General features: G+C 66.2%; 20 protein-coding genes. 7 read left to right on the forward strand and 13 right to left on the reverse strand.

Annotation, left to right across the window (positions count from 1 at the left end; all coding sequences use genetic code 11):
- Positions 1–22: 22 nt before the first annotated feature.
- A complete protein-coding gene (locus HNP02_RS23015; protein ID WP_184442793.1) occupies positions 23–712 on the reverse strand; it encodes a class I SAM-dependent methyltransferase in 690 nt (229 codons plus the stop codon).
- A gap of 45 nt (positions 713–757) precedes the next feature.
- Here HNP02_RS23015 and HNP02_RS23020 point away from each other — a divergent pair, with 45 nt between their 5' ends.
- Complete coding sequence (locus HNP02_RS23020) at positions 758–1,174, forward strand: MarR family winged helix-turn-helix transcriptional regulator (RefSeq protein WP_184442794.1); 417 nt, start codon at positions 758–760, stop codon at positions 1,172–1,174.
- A gap of 3 nt (positions 1,175–1,177) precedes the next feature.
- Here the strand turns inward: HNP02_RS23020 and HNP02_RS23025 are convergent, their stop codons facing one another.
- From HNP02_RS23025 to HNP02_RS23060, 8 genes are all read right to left on the reverse strand, one after another.
- A complete protein-coding gene (locus HNP02_RS23025; RefSeq protein ID WP_184442795.1) occupies positions 1,178–2,485 on the reverse strand; it encodes a DUF1254 domain-containing protein in 1,308 nt (435 codons plus the stop codon).
- A gap of 86 nt (positions 2,486–2,571) precedes the next feature.
- Positions 2,572–4,548: a primary-amine oxidase gene (locus HNP02_RS23030; RefSeq protein WP_184442796.1), complete on the reverse strand. Its 1,977-nt coding sequence runs from the start codon at positions 4,546–4,548 to the stop codon at positions 2,572–2,574.
- A gap of 3 nt (positions 4,549–4,551) precedes the next feature.
- A complete protein-coding gene (locus HNP02_RS23035) occupies positions 4,552–6,072 on the reverse strand; it encodes an APC family permease (protein WP_184442797.1) in 1,521 nt (506 codons plus the stop codon).
- A gap of 42 nt (positions 6,073–6,114) precedes the next feature.
- Entirely contained in the window at positions 6,115–6,864 is a 750-nt protein-coding gene (locus tag HNP02_RS23040) for an ABC transporter ATP-binding protein (protein ID WP_221317880.1), read from the reverse strand.
- A 3-nt stretch (positions 6,865–6,867) separates the two neighbouring features.
- Positions 6,868–7,434, reverse strand: a complete 567-nt coding sequence (locus HNP02_RS23045; RefSeq protein WP_184442798.1) for an ABC transporter permease — start codon at positions 7,432–7,434, stop codon at positions 6,868–6,870.
- The gene (locus tag HNP02_RS23050) at positions 7,434–8,600 is read right to left on the reverse strand and encodes an FtsX-like permease family protein (RefSeq protein WP_184442799.1); all 1,167 of its coding nucleotides are present in this window, start codon (positions 8,598–8,600) and stop codon (positions 7,434–7,436) included. The genes HNP02_RS23045 and HNP02_RS23050 overlap by 1 nt, the downstream gene beginning before the upstream one ends.
- A gap of 222 nt (positions 8,601–8,822) precedes the next feature.
- Positions 8,823–9,065, reverse strand: a complete 243-nt coding sequence (locus tag HNP02_RS23055; RefSeq protein ID WP_184442800.1) for a hypothetical protein — start codon at positions 9,063–9,065, stop codon at positions 8,823–8,825.
- An 83-nt stretch (positions 9,066–9,148) separates the two neighbouring features.
- Positions 9,149–10,573: an amidase gene (locus tag HNP02_RS23060; RefSeq protein ID WP_184442801.1), complete on the reverse strand. Its 1,425-nt coding sequence runs from the start codon at positions 10,571–10,573 to the stop codon at positions 9,149–9,151.
- A 98-nt stretch (positions 10,574–10,671) separates the two neighbouring features.
- Between HNP02_RS23060 and HNP02_RS23065 the strand changes: the two genes are divergently transcribed.
- From HNP02_RS23065 to HNP02_RS23075, 3 genes are read left to right on the forward strand one after another with little or no spacing between them, the layout of a single operon-like run.
- On the forward strand, positions 10,672–11,013 hold the full coding sequence (locus tag HNP02_RS23065) for a metalloregulator ArsR/SmtB family transcription factor (protein WP_184442802.1): 342 nt from the start codon (positions 10,672–10,674) through the stop codon (positions 11,011–11,013).
- Positions 11,014–11,017: 4 nt separating this feature from the next.
- Entirely contained in the window at positions 11,018–11,518 is a 501-nt protein-coding gene (locus HNP02_RS23070; protein ID WP_184442803.1) for an SRPBCC family protein, read from the forward strand.
- A complete protein-coding gene (locus tag HNP02_RS23075; RefSeq protein WP_184442804.1) occupies positions 11,518–12,138 on the forward strand; it encodes a dihydrofolate reductase family protein in 621 nt (206 codons plus the stop codon). Before HNP02_RS23070 ends, HNP02_RS23075 begins: the two co-directional genes overlap by 1 nt.
- A 92-nt stretch (positions 12,139–12,230) precedes the next feature.
- On the opposite strand, the gene tsf is transcribed toward HNP02_RS23075, so the two are convergent.
- Positions 12,231–13,046 (reverse strand): translation elongation factor Ts, encoded by an 816-nt coding sequence (tsf, locus tag HNP02_RS23080; protein WP_184442805.1) that lies wholly within the window; start codon positions 13,044–13,046, stop codon positions 12,231–12,233.
- A gap of 1 nt (position 13,047) precedes the next feature.
- Positions 13,048–13,875, reverse strand: a complete 828-nt coding sequence (gene rpsB, locus HNP02_RS23085; RefSeq protein WP_184442806.1) for a 30S ribosomal protein S2 — start codon at positions 13,873–13,875, stop codon at positions 13,048–13,050.
- 297 nt (positions 13,876–14,172) lie between these two features.
- Between rpsB and HNP02_RS23090 the strand changes: the two genes are divergently transcribed.
- Positions 14,173–14,658, forward strand: a complete 486-nt coding sequence (locus tag HNP02_RS23090; protein ID WP_184442807.1) for a M23 family metallopeptidase — start codon at positions 14,173–14,175, stop codon at positions 14,656–14,658.
- 114 nt (positions 14,659–14,772) lie between these two features.
- Positions 14,773–15,741: a TIGR03621 family F420-dependent LLM class oxidoreductase gene (locus HNP02_RS23095; RefSeq protein WP_184442808.1), complete on the forward strand. Its 969-nt coding sequence runs from the start codon at positions 14,773–14,775 to the stop codon at positions 15,739–15,741.
- Here HNP02_RS23095 and HNP02_RS23100 read toward each other — a convergent pair whose 3' ends face one another.
- Entirely contained in the window at positions 15,742–16,647 is a 906-nt protein-coding gene (locus tag HNP02_RS23100; RefSeq protein WP_184442998.1) for a tyrosine recombinase XerC, read from the reverse strand.
- 209 nt (positions 16,648–16,856) lie between these two features.
- On the opposite strand from HNP02_RS23100, the gene HNP02_RS23105 reads away from it, so the two are divergent.
- Positions 16,857–18,266, forward strand: coding sequence for an HNH endonuclease signature motif containing protein (locus HNP02_RS23105; RefSeq protein WP_184442809.1), 1,410 nt, complete (start codon positions 16,857–16,859; stop codon positions 18,264–18,266).
- Between the two features lie 16 nt (positions 18,267–18,282).
- On the opposite strand, the gene HNP02_RS23110 is transcribed toward HNP02_RS23105, so the two are convergent.
- Positions 18,283–19,308: an NADP-dependent oxidoreductase gene (locus HNP02_RS23110; protein WP_184442810.1), complete on the reverse strand. Its 1,026-nt coding sequence runs from the start codon at positions 19,306–19,308 to the stop codon at positions 18,283–18,285.
- Positions 19,309–19,344 lie beyond the last annotated feature (36 nt).

The raw sequence follows: 19,344 nt of genomic DNA on the forward strand, positions 1-19,344 counted from the left end.
CAGGGGTGGCGCCGCGACGCGGCTAACCCAGGTGGGCCGTCAGCAGCCAGGCGGGCACGGACGTGCGGCCGTTGCCCTCGTCCTGAAGGGTGTCGCCGGCAAACTCCGCGGCACCCAAGCCGTTCCCCGCGAAGTTGGCGTGGATGCGTGCGGGACGAACCTCGTCGATGACCCAGTACTTGGACACCACGTCACGCAGTTCCTGCTCGGTGACCGGGTGGGCGGGCCCGCCCGCTGGCCAGTTGGTGGCGTCGAAGACCAGCACGAAGTACGACGCTCCCGGCGCGGCAGCGCGCACGATGGACTGCTGGTAACCGTCGCGCAGTTCGACCGGCATGGAGTGGAACAGCGTGCTGTCGACGATGGTGCCGAAACGGCCGTCGTAGCCGGCGAACGCGCTGATGTCGGCGACGTCGAAGGTGGCGTTCGTCAATCCGCGCTTGGCAGCCTCGGCGCGCGCGAGTTCGATAGCGGTCGGGGACTGGTCGAGGCCCACCGTCGTAAGGCCCCGTTCGGCGAGCGCAATGGCGGTTGCGGCTTCACCGCAGCCTGCGTCGAGCACGTCGCCGTGGAACTTGCCTGCCTCGATCAGGGCGGCGATCTCGGGTTGCGGCTCACCGATGCTCCACGGGGGCTTGTTGCCCAGCCCCATCTCGGCGGCCTCACCACGGTAGGCGGATTCGAACAACACGTCGGAAGGATCGTTAGTCATGCTTCTTGTTTATCAATCTAGTTGATATGTGTCAAGATGCCTGACATGAGCGACGGCGAGGTCAAGCCACTGGGCTACCTTCTCCACCGGTTGACCACTGCGTTGCGCACGGACGTCACGGCGACCGTGTTGGAACCGCTGGGTTTGCCCTTCCCGCAATACATCTGCATGCGAATCCTGTCCCTGTACCCGGGCAGCTCGAACGCGGAGCTCGCGAGGGACGTCATGGTCTCGCCCCAGGCGATGAACATGGTGGTGCGCAGCCTGCAGGACCGCGGTCTGGTCACCAGGCCCGCGACGGTAGCGGCGGGTCGCTCCCTGCCCGCCGAGCTGACCCAAGAGGGCAAGGCACTGCTCAAGCGCACCGAGGCGGGCATCCGAGCAGCCGAAGACCGGGTCCTCGCCCCACTCAACGAACACGATCAACGCGAACTCCGGCGGATACTTGCCGATTTCGGTTAGCCGTCAGGCCTTCCGCACCGGAGGCGGACTCCACCGACCGTCGAGCACCTCGGCCTTGGGCGCGTACAGCCGCATCGTCACGCCCAGCGGGCCCAATGGCGCGGGCAGCCAGTTCGATTCGCGCTCCGGGCCCGGGTTGGTGTGCTGGACGTACAAGTCGAGCGACCCGTCCGCGTTGTACGTCAGCGCGTCGCGGTCGCCGATCGCGAAGCGGTCGAGTTCGTTGGCGACCTGGAAGCCTTCGGCGTCGTACATCGTCACAGACCAGAAGGCGTACACGGGCGGCAGTTGATCGGCGTCGAAGTGAATGACGTAGTCCTTGTCCCCGGTGGTGGGGTTGCCGTTGGCGTCGACGTTCAGCAGCGGGTAGACGGCATCCTCGGGCGGGTTGGCGCCGAGCCCGACCAGCGTCACAACGGCACGCTTGAAGTACGCATTCCCATACACCCCGATGTTCTCGGTCATGACCGTCCAGCCGTTCACGTTGGTACCGATCGTGGGTAGCGACGCCAGCATCGCGGCCAGCGCGTCCGCCTTGCCCGCCTCGATTTCGGTCTGCTCGGCTGCGCTGAATCGACTGGCGTCGAAGGGCTTTCCGGGTTCGATGCCGAGCAGTGCGATCCGCGCCAGCTGGGAGAAGTCGCTCGGATGGGGCGGGTTCGCCGACAGCAGTTCGGCCGCGTAGCCGAAGTAGTCGAGCGCGGCCATCCCGTTGACGATCTTCAGCGGTTCGGTCGTTACGTCGTAGTCCGGATCGACGACGTACTCGGGGTCAGCTCCCAATGGTGTGATCGCGTAGCCGTCCTGCACCTCGTGCACTGCCGGATAGTCGGCCACCCCGTTCGTCTGGGTACGTCCGATGATCCAGACGTACGGAGTCGGTGCGGTGATGACGGGCAACCCAGCCGGCAGCACTCCCGTGTATCCCGGTCCGACGATCACCCATTCACCGGCGGCGGTGCCGGTGGTGCGCTTGCCCGGGTTGGCGAAGACGTCGGTCCACATGTCGAGGAGCGGCAACATGTAGTAGCGGTCCCGGGTGTCCGCGGCGGTCAGCTTGACCGGACCGGCCGTGAGGTCCAGCCACGCCGACGAGTAGAGGGTGTCGAAGTTCGGGCGGACCACCGCGCGGAAGGCCGCCGTCGGGAAGGCCCGGATGTGCGAGAACCGGTTCGGCGGACCGGATCCCGGAGTGCTGCCGATGGGTGAGTTGACTGCCTGACGTCGGGTGACGTCCATCGTCACCAACGGATAGAAGTAGACGAACGCCTCGTTGCTCAGCGTGCGCAAGTCATCGGACAATAGGGTCACAGCATGCCTCCGTATGGGCCCTGTCGTCTCAAGGCCAGAACTCCGAAGGCTACTCCGGTGACCGCGCGCAGCAATTCCGCCCGGCGTCAGTGGTGATGGCACGCCTTCGGCGGTGACGGCGGGATGTCGAGTGCCGGGTTGCCGTCGAAGAAGCCGATCGGCTTCAGGTGGAATCCCGTGTAGGAGCAGGGCATCACCGGCCAGTCCTCCGGGCGCACCACGTGATGGGCGCCGAGGGTGTACCACAGCACCACGTCGGTGTTCTCCAATGGCGCGTCGTCGGCGATGAAGTCCGGGAGGCCCTGCGCATCCGCCGACTGGTACATGTAGTCACCCGCCGCGAACCTCTCCGACTCCTCGTACTTGGTGACCCACAGGTTGTGCTGGACGAAGCGGGCCCGGTCGTAGATGTGTGAGCCCTCCTGCACCATCACGGGCACGATGTCCTTCGGCACCAGCTTGTAGGCCACCGGAGCACCGAGTTCGTTGTTCTTCGACGGGTTGGCGATCTTCCAATACCGACCCGTCTTCCAGTCCCAGTCACGTGCGCCCTCGGCCTCCGAGGCCACCAACGTGTCCTGGGTGATCCACGCGTTGTGGTGCGGGTTGAGCGCCGGGTCCGGCTCGGGGATCGAATCCACCTCGTACACACTGTTTCCCGGCCCGTCGACGCTCATGTCGAGCCGGAAGTTGAAGAAGTGCTGGTGATTCGGTCCGTAGATGCCGGGAGCGACGAGCTTGCCCCAGCGCGGAACCTCGCCGTCGGCGACGGCCCCCGTGGTGAGAACGCCCGACAGCTTGACCTCCACCTCGATGGAGGCGTCGTTGTAGAAGTACCAGAAGAATCCGTACTCGTAGTTGCCGACGGTGCAGATCATCGAGACGACCAGCCGACGGGAACGCCGCACCTCGACCTCCTCGGTGCGGAAGTCGGTGTGCTTCCAGGAGATTCCGTAGTCCTCCTCGTGCATGCAGATTGCGTTGGGAATCGTCACAGCGTTCCCGTTGGAGTCGTTGACCGTGCCGTCGAAGTAGTGGATCTCGCCGAGACAGTCACAGCCCAACGTCAGCGGGTTGGCCGAGAAGCCCATGCCCACCTCACCCATGTCGAAAACGTTCTTGTTCCAGTGGGTCGCCGACGTATCGCCGTAGGGCACCACCATCTCCGACAACGACCCGCGGTACATGATGGGCCTTGTCTCGCCCCGGTCGGTGTAGCTCACCTCGTGCAGCGTGATGCCCTCGCGCGGGTTGAAGCCGATCCGCAGGGACCACTTCTGCCACGTCACGTGCCAGCCGTCGACGGTGAAGCTGGGACCGTCGGGTTGGGTGATCTCGATCGGCTTGACGTCGGGACGGAACTCGGTGAAGGCAGGCCGGTTGTTCGGATCGAACATGAACTTCTCGGCGTAGTTGCCGGCGGTCGGGGGCAACGGCACCACGCCGTGGTCCTCGATGTCGATGATCTTCATGTTGTCCAGATCGAAGGTGACGATCAGACCCTCGACGGGACGCGCGTAGCCGTGTTCGGACGGCGCCGCCCGCATGAAGGTCAGCGGACGGCAGATCAGCGGTGAGTTGTCGTAGTGATCGCCCTGGCCGTAATAGCCTGCGGGCCAGGGGTCGATCATGGCGAGGCTGAAGTCGGTGACACCGCGCTTGAGCATCGCGGCCTGCCACCTCGGGTCCTCACGGACCGTCTCCTCCACCCCGGTCATGGTCTCGACCAGATAGGACGGGAACCGTCCGGGAATCGCCTTCCACGATTCGATGACCCTGGCACCGAGGTCCACGACCGCCTCGTACACCAACTTGGCCGCGGCGTCGTACATGGTCGCGAACGCGCACCGCGGCACGTCGAACACGCCCTCGAACGTCAGCTCGGCGGTCTTCGCCGGTTCCGCCAGCTGAATCATCACGAACTTCAGTGTCGGCGAAGCGTATTCGGACGACGTGATGACTGCCGCGGCGGCCTGGATCTCGGCACCGGACAACGGGTCGAGCGGGTAGTTGGTCGTGTCCTCGGTAGCGTCCGCGCGAAGCGTGGTGCTGTCCAGGGTCATGGGTCAGACTCCCTCAGAGGTGGTGGTTTCAGACTTCTTGAGATCGAGTACGGCAAGATGCGCCAGTGCGTCTTCCGAACTTGTCTTGTGCGCCGACCGCCGGCCGAACACGTAGATGACCGCACCGAACACGATGATGCCCAGCGAAATGCCGCCGGTCCACGTCATCCACTCACTGTCCGGAACGTCCGCGATCCACGACTTGGCGAACGAGTAGTACACGCCGCCGATGGTGCCAACAGTGCCGACGATCACGGTGATCCACACTCCGACGGCGCCGCCGGGAATGCGCCAGAAGTTCTCGTTCGCGTAGCGATCGGCGTACTTCTTGCGAGCGATGATGACCGGGAACAGGAAGAAGAACCCGGAGATCAGCCAGACGGTGGAAAGACCGCCCTGGATGAAGATGGTGACGTTGGCCATGCTGCTCTGCGAGTACAACCCAACCAGGATCAACGACGAGATCACACCCTGGATCAGCACCGCGGTCACCGGGTTGCGGGTACGCGGGTTGAGGTGGGTGAAGATCCGCGGCAGATGGCGCTCCAGGCCGGAGACGAAGATCAGCCGCGAGTACGCGATCTGGTAGGTCACCAGGGCGACGAACACGATGCAGGCCAGGACGATCGCCGCGACCTCCATCACGCCCTTGGGGGCGGCCGTTCCGAGCATCCCGATGACGCCGGTGACCGGATCGATTTGATCGCCGGGCAGCACCATCATGGTGCCTACCGTGGTCAGCAGGTAGATGGCCACCAGAGCCACCGAGCCCCAGATGATCATCCTCGGCCCGCTCTTGCGCACCGACAGGAATTCCGCGCCCATGTTGTACGGCGTCTCCACGCCAAGCAGGTAGAGCAGCACGGTGCCGTACAGGAACCCGGCGCCCGCGAAGTCGGGCACCGTCACGTCATGCACGCTGAACGGCGTGGCCGAGCCGTTGTTGATCGCGTAGACGACACCGGAGATGAAGATCACGGCCGTCAGCGCCCAGTAGACGATGAAGACGGCGTTCATGATGCGTTGGTTGGCAGCAAGTTTCGCCAAGGCCAGACCGATGACGGCCCAGAGGATGACCAGCTGGATGATGATGCTCAGCGTCAGACCGAGCTCGGCATGGAAGGCCAGGAGCAGGAACTGCAGCACGACAGCGGGCGACGAAGCGGCATTCAGGATCACCGGTATCCACGACAGATACCCGCCGACGAATCCCCACGTCTCACCCATCGTGCGGGTGGCCCAGATGTACACGCCACCCTGGCCGGGCCACAGGTTGCCCAGCTCGGCGACGGCCAAGCCCGCAGGCACCAAGAAGGTGAGGATGCCCAGAATCCACATCGGGATGGCGGTCCAGCCGCCTGCCGCCATTACCGATGAGCCGGTGATCCAGCAGATGATGAACACATAGGTGGCGACCAGCCCGAACGTGGTCATCACCTTGGGCAGGATCTGTTCGGGGACCAGCTCGGTGGTCATGAGGGCGTCGCGGTCGGACGGCCGTGTCGCTTCCATCTCTTGTGTCATTGGTTATCTCCCAATCGGATCGAATCCCACGAAGGGACCGGGTCAGTTGACGATCTGTCCGTCTCTCATCCGGACGACGCGGCTTGCCTCCTCGGCGACAATCGGGTCGTGGGTACTGGCGACAACGGTGACGCCGATGGTCGAACACAGGTCGCGCAGCATTCGCACGACCGTCTCCCCCGTCTTGTGATCCAGGTTCGCCGTCGGCTCGTCGGCGAGGACGAGGGTCGGGTTACTGATGAGCGAGCGCGCGATGGCGGTGCGCTGCTGCTCACCTCCGGACATCTTGGTTGGCTGATGGTCCACCCGATGACTGAGGCCGACCAGGTCGAGAAGTTCCAATGCCCTCTTGCGCAACGATTTTCGGTCATAGGGCTCGAACATCAGCGGCAGCTCGACGTTCTCCACGGCGGACAGGAACGGGATCAGGTTGTAGCTCTGGAAGATGAAACCGATGGTGTCGTGCCGCAGTGCGGCGAACTGGCTCTCGGTGAGCTTCGAAGTGTCCTTGCCCGCGACCTTGACCGATCCCTTGGTGGGCCGGTCGAGTCCGCCGATGATGTTGAGCAGCGTGGACTTCCCGCTGCCGCTCGGACCCATCAGGCAGACGAATTCGCCTGGCATCACCTGTAGATCGGCCGCCACCAGCGCCTTGACGACCTCGTCGCCGAGCTTGTGCAGCTTCCACACGTCGGAGATCTCGATCACCGGCGCCTTGGCGGCACCCGGCTTCTCATCTACCGCCGTGGTCGTGGCGTCGGTGGTGTCCTTGGTGTCCTGTACGGCCGTCATGGCCTAACCTCCACTCGAGAGCGAACGGATGGGTGGGCGCGACGCTGCGTTCCACGTAGGCACGATGCTGGTGGCCAGCGCGGCCGCGATGCTCACGCCGACGGCAATCCCGGAGCCCACGAGCACCCCGGCAGATGACACTCCGGTCGGCGCCAACCCCGTGGCCCCCAGGATGATTGCCGTACCCGCGGCCAGCGCAGCACCCGCGACGGCGCCGAGTACCGCGGCGATCACCGGCTCGACGAGTAGCGCGGCGATCACCGGTCCACGCGGGACGCCGTTGGCGCCGAGCACGCCCAGTTCCCGGGTACGGTGCGCCACGGTGCGGGTGGTGGCCACCGCCACCTCGACGACACCGACCAGCAACACGGTGACGGCGATGAGCACCACCGCGCGGCCGATCTCGTCGGCGTGGCCGAGCGAGGCGGACTGCGCACGGATTCCGTCGGACATGCCGAACACGATCACGACCAGGAATGCGCCCGTGGCCGTCGTGATGACCGGCAGCACCATCTCCTTGATCCGGCGCCGGGCGGCCAGCCAGCCGTAGGACAGACCCTTCGTCAGCATCAGCGGTCCCCGAGCAGATCGACGGGTCGTTGCTGCAACAACCGGTGCACCGGGACCAGGGCACCGACGATCGCCATCGCGGGTACGAAGGTGGCCACCATTCCGGCGGCCTGCAGCCATGCGACAGGCGTGGCGATGTCCGGAATCACCAGCGCCACAGCGGCTCCGGCGCCGAGCACGCCGACGAGGTAGGCAACCACGAAGGTGATCGCGGACTCGACGAGGAAGAAGTAGAGGACCTCGTCGGCGAGACCGATGCTGGACATGATGCCGAACTCACGCTTGCGTTCCTGGACGGCGGCCAGGAAGGAGGACACCGCGATGATGAACCCGAGACCGAGTCCGATGGTGGAGATCAACCCCAGCGTGGAACTCGTCACCTTGCCGGAGAACAGCGCGGAGAACTTTTGCTCGAACGACAGTGGCCCGTTGCCCCCGACGGTGTCGTAGATCAGACCGGCGCCATTCGGGTCGGGGGCCACCGACGGATCCGACGTCGCGGGCAGACCCACCGCTGTGCCGAACATCGAGCCGAGGTCGCGCCGTTTCTCGTCACCGGAGGGCGCGAGCACGGTCCACCACCCGTTCTCCCCGACGACGGACGCCGCGAGGCCGGCGGGCACGGTGACGCTCTGACCAGTCCCCGTGACGGTGACGGTCAGGCTCTGGCCGCCGACCACCATGCTCGCGCCGGGAGTCAGGCGGAGTCGGTCGGCCAGACCCGATCCCAAAATGGCTTGACCACTGGGGATTTCATCGCGACCCCGCAGCGAGACCGTCGTTCCGTTGATCTCGGTGGTCCCCGACAGCGTGCGGGTGGCCCGCCAACCGTCGGGCGCCGCGAAGGCAGGTGCCGGGCCGCCCGCGACGAGAGCCTGTGCGTCGGGGTCGAAGTGCACACCGGCCGCAGGCACCGCCCAGAGTTGGGCGCCGTTCAGTACGTCGGTGACCGAATCGGCGCCCGTGATCGCGAAGCTCGACGAGATGGTGCGGACGATGGTGACGCAGGCGATCGCAAGGGCGATGCCGAGAACGGACAGCACGAACCGTTCGGGGCGACGGCGAATGTTCGCCAGCGCGAACCGGACGAGACACATGAACGTGTTGCCCGATGCCGTGGTGGCGATCGCCGGTGATCGAACGGAGGTGGGCGCAGATGTCTCCACACGAAGGATGGTGAGTTCGCCGTGTTTCGCCAGCGGCTCCGGCCAGTGTCGCGGAGGTTAACTCGCCCCAGGTCGGGTTACTTCGATGTGTCCTGGAAGCAACGGATTTCGTCGTCCAAATTCGGTTCGGCGGCCGAAACGACCCGACCGACGCCCAAGTGCGAACTCTCGCAGCAGTAGTCGTCGTCGTTGCCAAATTCGCATCCGCATACACCGAACCGCTCAACCGACGTGGTCGTCGAGGAAGTCCAAGAACCGTTGGGCGGCGAGCGCCCTTGCCATCGGCTGGCCGAGGGACGACGTCCTGACGGCGCAGCACCGCGTCGACGACCGGACCGATGGCGTGCTCCCAGTCGGGCCGGAACGAGATGGCCACAGGTAGCTCAGCGCGCCGTCGGCGCCGGTGGCCACTACGAGCGTCGGCTTCGGACCGTCACCGCGGGCGGCGAAGAACCAGCCCGGCATCGTCGTGCCCTCGTAGGGGATGTCGAGCCGTTCGGGCGGGTTGTCCAGCAGATCGCATCCGGTCGATCGTCGACGAGCTCTTCCTACCCCTCGTGCAGAGCTGACTGGATGCCCCGGAACGGGCTGGCCTCTTCGAGCTCGTAGGCGAGCTGCAGCAGCGTGGCCTCGTGGCCCAGCTGCGCGCTGAACATCATGCCGATCGGCAGCCCGCTCGCGGACTGCGCCAGGGGCAGTGAGATCGCCGGTTCGCCGGTGACGTTCTGCAGCGGTGTGAACGCCACCCAGTCCACCAGTCGGTCGATGATCTGGTCGTAGTCGGCGGTGGGATCGAGATGACCAATGCGGGGTGGCTCCGCGGCCAGCGTTGGCGTGAGCAGGACGTCAAAGTCCCTCAGCTGCCGCAGCATTCGCCTGCGCAGGGTCGCCAAGCGCGCGATCGCCGCAGGCAAGTGGTGCAGGTTGCCTCCTGCGAACTTCGCCAAGCCCAGCGTCAGGTTGTCCAGCCGGGTGCGGTCGAAGGATTCCCCGAAGGTCTTCGTACCTCCGCGCACCAATGCGAATGACAGCAACGCCCAGTACAGAAGGAAGTCGTCGATGAAGGATTGCGGCACCGGCGGCGCGCCGAGATGCTCGACGCGGTGGCCCATCCGGTCGAGCAGCGCGGCCGCGGCCAACGTCGCGTCCTTGACTTCTGGGCTGCACTCACGCTTGATGGACTTGGTGAACACGCCGATGCGCAGCCGATCCCGCCCCGGTCCGGTGATGTCGCCGATCGGCGCGAGTTTGGTGTTGTGCCAGACCTTTTCGGTCTCGCGATAGAACGCCGCAGTGTCCCTGACCGACCGGGTGACCACGCCGTTGGCGACGATGCGGATCGGCATCTGGCGCACGTTCTCGTCAAGGGGCAGCCGGCCCCGCGACGGCTTGAGTCCGACCAATCCGTTGCAGGAAGCTGGGATTCGGATCGAGCCACCGCCGTCGTTGGCGTGGGCGATCGGAACCACCCCGGCAGCCACGAACGCGCCGGAACCCGACGACGACGCCCCCGCCGTGTGGTCGGTGTTCCAGGGATTGCAGACCGGCCCGAGCCGCGGATGTTCGGCCGAGGCGCTGAAGCCGAACTCCGACAGCTGCGTCTTGCCAAGCGGGATCACGCCGGTCGCCAAGTAGGCGCGGGCGAAGTCACCGTCGGCGGCCTCGGGTCGTGGTTGCCACGCGTCGGCACCCTCCATGGTCGGCATGCCCGCCACGGCGACGTTGTCCTTGATGAACGTCGGCACGCCGTCGAAGTAACCGCCGTAGGCGGTTGCGGCGCGAGCACGGGTGCGGGCCCGATCGAACGCCTCGTACGCAAGGCCGTTCAACTCGGGGTTCGCCTTCTCGGTGCGGGCGATGGCCGCCTCGATCACCTCGGTGCGGGACACCGTGCCGGATTTGTAGGCCTCGACCACCCCGACGGCGTCCAAGTCGCCAAGCGCGTCGTCGTCGAACGCGGAAACCAACGTCATGCCCCAAACGGTAATACACGTGTCTAATAGCGCTGGCGCCAAGACCCGCCTGATTCCTCAACCTTGACGCATACCCATATAGGAATATGATGGCGCTCATGGCTCGAGCAGCGACGACGTCGGACGTCTTCAACGCGATCGCCGAGCCGCAGCGCCGGGAGATCCTGGTGCTGCTGCGGACGGGTGAGCGGCCGGTGACCGAGTTGGCCCAGGAGTTGGGGATGACCCAGCCGGGGGCGTCCAAACACCTGCGGGTGCTCCGGGAAGTCGGGCTGGTGCGGGACCGCAAGGCAGGCAAGCAGCGCCTGTACGGCCTTGACGCCCGCGAGCTGCGATCGATCCACGAGTGGACAGGCGGGTTCGAGCGGTTCTGGAACGAGAGCTTCGACCGGTTGGACGCGTACGTGCAGGACCTCAAGCAGACAAAACAGGAGGAGTGAGGAGATGGCAGCGACAGGACGGGACGCGCAGTCAGCGGTGGCCGACCGCGAGATCGTGATCTGCCGGGTCATCAGTGCCCCACGGGAGCTGGTGTTCGAGGCGTTCACCGAAGTCCGGCACCTGTCGCAATGGTGGGGACCGGAGGGGTTCAGCACCACCACGCGGGCGTTCGAGTTCCGCGTCGGCGGGGAGTGGGACTTCGTGATGCACGGACCGGACGGGACGGACTACCAGGAGTGGATCTGCTGGACCGAGATCGCCCCGCCGGACCGGATCGTGCTGCTGCACGGTGAGTTCCGGGGTGACCCGAACGCCTTCGAGTCGGTCCTGACGTTCGCGCCCGACGACGCGGCGACCCGGATCGAGATGCGCACTGTGTTCCGCACGAAGGAGCTGCGCGACGAGGCGGTCGAGAAGTACCACGCGATCGAAGGCGGCCAACAGACCCTGAGCAACCTTGCTGCCTACGTCGGAGAGATCGTTCGGAAGGGAGTGCAGGACTGATGGCCGGAAAGGTGTTCTTCAGCGTGTCGATGTCGCTGGACGGGTTCATCGCGCCCGAGTCCGCGGAGGAATTGATGGGACAGCAGTGGATGGAGCTGCAGCAGTGGGTATTCCCGCAGCGGTTCTTCCGGGAGAACCTGAAGCTCGGCGACGGCGGCGAGGAAGGGCTCGACAACGACATCGTGCGGGAGACGCATCTGCGCACCGGCGCGAGCGTGATGGGCAAGCGCATGTTCGACGCCGGCGAACGGGCGTGGCCCGAGGAGGCGCCGTTCCACACGCCGGTCTTCGTCGTGACGCACGAGAAGCGTGACCCCTGGGAGCGGCCGGGTGGGACCACGTTCCACTTCGTCAACGATGGCATCGAGACCGCGCTCGACCTGGCCCGCGAGGCCGCCGGCGACCGGGACGTCCGCATCGCGGGCGGCGGCGCGACGATCCTGGAGTACGTGAATGCCGGCCTGATCGATGAGTTCTCGACCGCGCTCTCACCCGTGCTCTTCGGCTCCGGAATCCGCCTGTTCGAGGGCGTGGACGCGGGCCGCGTGGCCCTGGAGCCGGTCCGCGCGGAACCGACCCAGCGGGTGACCCACCTGACGTACGCAGTCAGGGAGCGGTAGCTACAAACAGAAACCCGCGCCAACCGGGATCACCGGTAGTGGCGCGGGGTTCCAATTGAGCGGCGGGGTATGCCACTCAAGTTCGATGAGCGCTAGGCCTGACCGACCTCGAACCGGACGAACCGCGTGACGGTTACGCCGGCCTCGTCGAGCAGCGCCTTGACGGACTTCTTGTTGTCGGACACCGACGGCTGGTCCAGCAGCACGACGTCCTTGTAGAAGCCGGTGAGTCGACCCTCGATGATCTTCGGAAGGGCCTGCTCGGGCTTGCCCTCGTTGCGGGCGGTCTCCTCGGCGATGCGGCGCTCGTCGGCGACGAGCTCCGCGGGCACCTCATCACGCGTCAGGTACTTGGCCTTCAGCGCGGCGATCTGCAGGGCCACCGCGTGAGCGGCCTCCTTGCCATCACCCGTGTACTCGACCAGCACGCCAACCGCTGGCGGCAGGTCGGCCGCCCGCTTGTGCAGGTACGTCTCGACGTTGCCGTCGAAGTACGCAACGCGACGCAGTTCGAGCTTCTCGCCGATCTTGGCCGACATGTCCGCGACGGCCTGCTCGACCGTGCTGTCACCCGCCTTGGCTGCCTTCAGCGCGTCGACGTCGGTCGCCTTGGCCGCTGCCGCGGCGGTAACGACCAGGTCGGCGAGCGCCTGGAACTCGGCGTTCTTCGCGACGAAGTCGGTCTCGGAGTTGAGCTCGACCAGCGCGCCGTCCTTGGCCACGACCAGACCTTCGGCGGTCGCACGCTCGGCGCGCTTGCCGATGTCCTTGGCGCCCTTGATCCGGAGCAGTTCGACGGCCTTGTCGAAGTCGCCGTCGGCATCAACCAATGCGTTCTTCGAGTCCAGCATTCCGGCGCCGGTCAAGTCGCGAAGCTTCTTGACGTCGGCAGCGGTGTAGTTCGGCATCTCAGCCTTCCGTGGTTGTCTCGGTCGGGGTTTCGGCGTCGGCCGCCGGGGTGCCGGGGGCCGTCGCACTGGCGAGCAGTTCCTGCTCCCACTCGGGCAGCGGCTCGGCGCCTTCGACCTCGGGCTTGTCGCTGCCCGCGCCCGAACGAGCCTGTAGGCCCTCGGCGACCGCGGAGGCGATCACCTTGGTCAGCAGAGCGGCCGAACGAATCGCGTCGTCGTTGCCCGGGATCGGGTAATCGACGAGATCGGGGTCGCAGTTGGTGTCGAGGATCGCGATGACGGGGATACCCAGCTTGCGCGCCTCGGAGACCGCAAGGTGCTCCTTGTTCGTGTCGACGATCCAGATCGCCGACGGCACCTTCTGCATGTCCCGGATACCGCCGAGGCTGCGCTCGAGCTTGTTCTTCTCGCGGGTCAGCATCAAGATTTCCTTCTTGGTGCGACCCTCGAAGCCACCGGTCTGCTCCATGGCCTCGAGCTCCTTGAGGCGCTGGAGGCGCTTGTGCACGGTAGAGAAGTTGGTGAGCATGCCACCCAACCAGCGCTGGTTCACGTACGGCATGCCGACGCGGGTCGCCTCATCGGCGACGGATTCCTGCGCCTGCTTCTTGGTGCCGACGAACATCACCGAGCCGCCGTGCGCGACGGTCTCCTTGACGAATTCGTACGCCTTGTCGATGTACGTCAGCGTCTGCTGCAGGTCGATGATGTAGATGCCGTTGCGGTCGGTGAAGATGAACCGCTTCATCTTGGGATTCCAGCGACGGGTCTGATGCCCGAAGTGGGTGCCGCTGTCAAGCAGCTGCTTCATTGTTACGACAGCCATGTTCGGCTTGGTCCTCTTGTTGTCGGTTGTCGCCCGGCATCGGGTGATGCCTGGCCCTAGCGTCTGTTGCGATGCCGGACCCGTCGTGAGACGGGACCGCCCGGCATGCGAGTGCAACCCTGGAACTACGGGGCTGCGCACAGGCGCGCGAAGTCAACTCGCAAGCGCAAGTTGCGGGATTGAGTTTACACCGTTGACATGCATGCTTTTGCCATCGCTCATGCACAGTGGCTCCGTCATGCACAGATGTGCCGTTCGTGCCTTCCAGAGGACGCCGCGACGCGCTGAACTGGGCCGATGAGACTACTGGCCATCCTACTGACCGTCGGCCTGTTGGCGGCGGCCCCGGCAACCGCTGAGAACGGTCGGCTGGACTGGCCGTTGCGCCCACGACCTGCTGTTCTTCAAGTCTTCGACGCGCCGTCGCCGAACTGGAACCGCGGACATCGCGGGGTTGATTTGGCAGGCATGCCTGGTCAGACGGTGTACGCGGCCGCCGCGGGCACCGTGGTGTTCGCGGGCAAGCTGGTGGACCGGCCGGTGGTGTCGATCGCCCATCCCGGGGGCCTTCGCACCAGCTACGAGCCCGTGGAGGCGGTGGTTCGGGCAGGCCAGCTCGTCAGCGCAGGTTCGGTGCTCGGCGAGCTGGTCGCCGGCCATCCCGGCTGCGGCACGTGCCTGCACTGGGGCGCGATGTGGGGTGCGGCGTCGCGCGCGGACTACGTCGACCCGCTGGGTCTGGTGGTGACGACGCCAGTCCGGCTCAAGCCCCTTCATCCCTAGCGCGAGCGTGCTCCCCGCAAGCGGGGTACCCCAGTTTGCGGGCGACACGCCGCTGATTTCGCTCCGAACGAGCACACTCGCGCCTCTCCGAACGCGCGCCTAGCGTCGGGAGACGTGACTGCTTCCGCCGAAAGCCATCGCACCCGCGCCCTCCGGTTCGGCCTGACCACCGCGCTCCCCCGCGGGGCCGAGTTCCGCGACTTCGCGGTCTCCGTCGAGCAGACCGGTTTCGACGTGCTGACGTTCCCCGACCATCTCGTGCCGACGCTGTCGCCGTTCGCGGGCGCGACGGCCGCCGCTATGGCGACTACCCGCCTGCACACCGGAACGCTGGTACTGAACAACGATCTGCGGCATCCTGTCGAAGTGGCACGCGAGAGCGCGACCCTTGCGGCAGTCACTGGTGGACGGTTCGAGTTGGGTCTCGGTGCGGGGCACATGAAGTCCGAGTACGACGCCGCCGGGCTGCGGTTCGACTCCGGCGCAACCCGTGTCGACCGGTTGATCGAGTCGGTGAATGTGATTCGGGCGCTGCTCGCGGGCGAGCCCGTCGACGTCGATGGCGCCCACTATTGTGTTCGCGCCGAGGCCGGGGAACTCGTCGCCGCACCCGCTGTCCGCGTGCCACTACTGTTGGGCGGCAACGGGACTCGGCTCTTGCGGTTGGCAGGCCAGGTGGCCGACATCGCCGGGTTCACCGGGTTCGCGCACAACCACGGCGCAACCGAAGTTCGTTTGACGCACTTCGGCGCCACGGGCTTGGACGATCGGATCGCCGTGGTGCGTGACGCCGCGGGAGACCGATTCGACGCCATCGAGCTGAACGCGCTCATCCAGTTCGTCGTCCATGCCGACGACCGAGAGGCGGCCGCCACCGAGCTGGCCGCCACGCTCGGGGGCACCTCGCCCGAGTTGGTGATGGATTCGCCGTTCGTCTTGATCGGCACGCACGAACAGATGGCCGAGGCGCTGATCGAGCGTCAGCAGCGGTTCGGGGTGAGCTATTGGACGGTATTCGACGACTGGATCGGCAGGCCGTCGGCCATGCCCGATATCGCGAAAGTCATTGCCTTGCTTCGGTGATCACGCGCGCGGATGGGCCTGATCGTGCACGGCCCGCAACCGGGCGACGGTGACGTGGGTGTAGAGCTGCGTGGTCGCCAGCGTCGAGTGGCCAAGCAGTTCCTGCACCACCCGCAGGTCGGCACCGCCTTCGAGCAGATGCGTGGCCGCGCTGTGCCGCAAGCCGTGTGGGCCGATGTCGGGTGCCCCGTCGACGGCGGCCATCGTCTGATGCACGACGGTGCGGGCCTGCCGCGGATCGATCCGCTTGCCGCGCGAGCCCAACAGCAGCGCCGGCCCCGACGTCTCGATCGCGAGGGCGGGTCTGCCGTCGGCCACCCAGGACTTGAGCGCACGCAGCGCGGGTTCACCGAACGGCACCGTGCGCTGCTTGTTGCCCTTGCCGAGCACTCTCAGAAGCCGCCGCGACATGTCGACGTCGTCGAGGTCGAGGCCGCACAACTCGCTCACGCGTATCCCCGTGGCGTAGAGCATCTCCACGATCAGTCGATCTCGCAACGCGAGCGGATCCCCTTGCTGTGCACCCAATTCGGCTGCGCTCATGGCGTCGAGCGCCTGGTCCTGACGCAGCACGGAGGGCAGGGTACGACGTGCCTTCGGGACCTGCAGCCGGGTGGCTGGGTCGTTGTCCATCAACCCCGATCGCGACGCCCACGCCGTGAACGTCCTGACCGCCGAGGTGCGGCGCGCCAACGTCGTTCGCGCGGCGCCTGCGCCGGCCTGTGCCGCCAGCCACGACCGCAGCACGGGCAGTGTCAGTTGGGTCAGCGTGACGTCAGGCTCGCGCTCGTCCAGGAACCCGAACAACGACCGGAGGTCACCGAGATAGGCGCGGCGGGTGTGGTCGGAACGGCCGCGTTGCAGCGCGAGGTACTCGTCGAACTCTTCGAGTACCGCCTCGAGCATTGGACCCATGGCCCTACCGTCGCAGAGTTCGATGGCTGGGCGCGTGAGGTGGAGGCGTGTGTCGGACGCGAGAGTGACTGCAATACCAGAATCCGTCCACCACTGCAGAATTCATCCACAGGCGCACTAGCCCGTAACCTCTTGTGTCACTTTGGTTTCTGGTGTCACAATCGGGAAAATTTGTCGGTGGTTCGAACTAGTGTTCGAGTATGGCCCCGGATGCGGCATCGATCAGCGCAGCGTACGACGCGCTCGACGCCGCCTACGACACCATCGCCGCCCTGACCTACGACACCCTCGACATCAAGGACACCTTGGGCTGTCTATCGCGCCTCGAACGCTTGCGCCGGCGTATGCCCGCCACCGAACACCACCTGCTCGCCCACGCCCAAACCCTGACCACCCCCACGGCGATCGGGGCGAAGAGCTGGTCCGACGTGCTCGCCATCCGCCTGCGGATCAGCGGCACCGAGGCCACCCGACGGGTCAAGGAAGCCGAGGACCTCGGCCCCCGCACCGCACTCACCGGAGCGCCCCTGCCACCTCGGTTGCCCGAGACCGCCGCCGCCCAAGCCCGCGGCGACATCAACACCGAACACGTCGCCATCATCCGCAAGTGCCTCAAAAAGGCCGCGAAATACCTCGACACCGCCGCCCGCGCAGAGATCGACCACGACCTGGCGCGCGCCGCCGCCACCAACAGCCCCGAAACCCTGCGCGAAGCCGCCAAACTCCTGATCTACCTGTTCAACCAAGACGGCGACCTCCCCGACGACGAACACCGCGCCCGCCGCCGCGAAGTGCGCCTCGGCCCACAAGACGAAGATGGCATGATCCCGTTCAGCGGCAGGCTCGACCCCGAAGCCGCCGCCTACATCCAAGCCCTGTTCGCCAAACTCGCCGCGCCGGGAATGTGCAACCCAGCCGACGAAACACCCTGTGTGAACGGTCGACCCGACGAAGACACCATCGCCGCCGATGACCGCACCCTGCCCCAACGCCAACACGACGCCCTCACCGCCATCTGCCGCAACACCCTGTCGTCGGGGGAACTCGGCCAACACAACGGACTACCCGTCACCGTGGTGGTCTCGACCACCCTGCAAGACCTGCACGCCGCCGCCGGTGTCGCGGTCACCGGCAGCGGATCACTGCTCCCCATCAGTGATCTGATCCGGATGGCATCGCATGCCCATCACTATCTGGTGATCTACGACAAGCACACCCGCGAACCGCTCTACCTGGGCCGCACCAAGCGCATCGCCAGTCCCGGGCAACGGCTCGTGTTGTTCAACCGGGATCGCGGCTGCACCAGGCCCGGCTGCACCGCACCCTTCGATCACTCCCAGGCTCATCACGCCGCCCAAGACTTCGGAAAAGGCGGACAAACCAACATCACCGACCTCGGCCTGGCGTGTGGCCCCGACAACCGCCTCGTCAAAGAAAACGGGTGGACCACCCAAATTCGCAGCGACGGCCGCATCGAATGGATCCCACCACCGCTGCTCGACACCGGCCAAGACCGGATCAACCACCACCACCACCCCAACGAACTCCTGTGTCCGCCCGAAGAGCGGCCGCCAGAAGACCGGGATGAAGACCACCCACCCGCAGCCTGACACGCCCGGCCTCGGATCAGGCGGGCTGCGGGCTGGGCGGGCTGACTTCGACGAGCATCTTGCCGATGTTGGCTCCGGTGAAGAGTCCGTTAAGCCCGTCGACGCAGGACTCGAGGCCCTTGAAGACCGTCGCGCGGTGCGCGAGCAGACCTTCCTGCTCCCACCCGCGCAGCGCGTTGAAGGCCTCGTCGAAACGGCCCCACTCATCGAGTGCGTTGAACCCCTGCATCGATGCGGTCCTGGCCAGCAGGTTCACGTAGTTGACCGGTCCCGGGTGCTCGCCCGTGAGGTAGCTGGAGATGACGCCGCACAGCACCACCCTGGCCTTGGCGGCCAGCCGGCCGAGTACCGCGTCGAGGATGGGGCCGCCGACGTTGTCGAAGTAGACGTCGACACCCTTCGGGCAGTGTTGCTTCAGCGCCGCCGCGAGGTCCGCTTCCTTGTAATCGATGCACGCGTCGAACCCGAAGTCCTCGACCACTGCCCGGCACTTCTCCGGACCGCCGGCGATGCCGACCACGCGGGCACCCGCAATCCTCGCGATCTGGCCAGCCACCGAGCCCGTCGCGCCCGCGGCGGCAGACACCACCACCGTCTCCCCTGCCTTGGGCTTGCCGACGCCGGTCATGCCGAAGTACGCGGTGGCTCCGGTTGGGCCATAGATCGACATCACCGCCAGTTGGTCGGTCAACCCGATGACGGGCGTGCTGAACACGTCGTCGCGAATGACCGAGTAGTCCTGGAAGCCCGTCAGCGTGGTGACGACGTCGCCGACGGCATAGGCGTCGCACCGCGATTCGACGACCTCGCCGATACCGGCCGCCCGGATCACGTCGCCGAGCTCCACCGGTGGCAGGTAGCCGGGCTGCCCGTCGAGCCACGTCCGCGCGGCGGCGTCCATCCCGACGTAGGTTGTGCGGAGCAACGCCTCGCCGTCGGCGAGCTCGGGCGCCGGGACGCTGACCAGCTCGGTGTCATCGGGGCCGACGAGCCCAGTCGGGCGGCGGCGCAACAGGATCTGGCGGTTCAACCGATCGGCCACGACCCGAAGTTACCGAAGGTGGGAGGCCACCGACGG

It is taken from the genome of Mycobacterium sp. AZCC_0083, from assembly GCF_014202335.1.
GTDB lineage: Bacteria > Actinomycetota > Actinomycetes > Mycobacteriales > Mycobacteriaceae > Mycobacterium.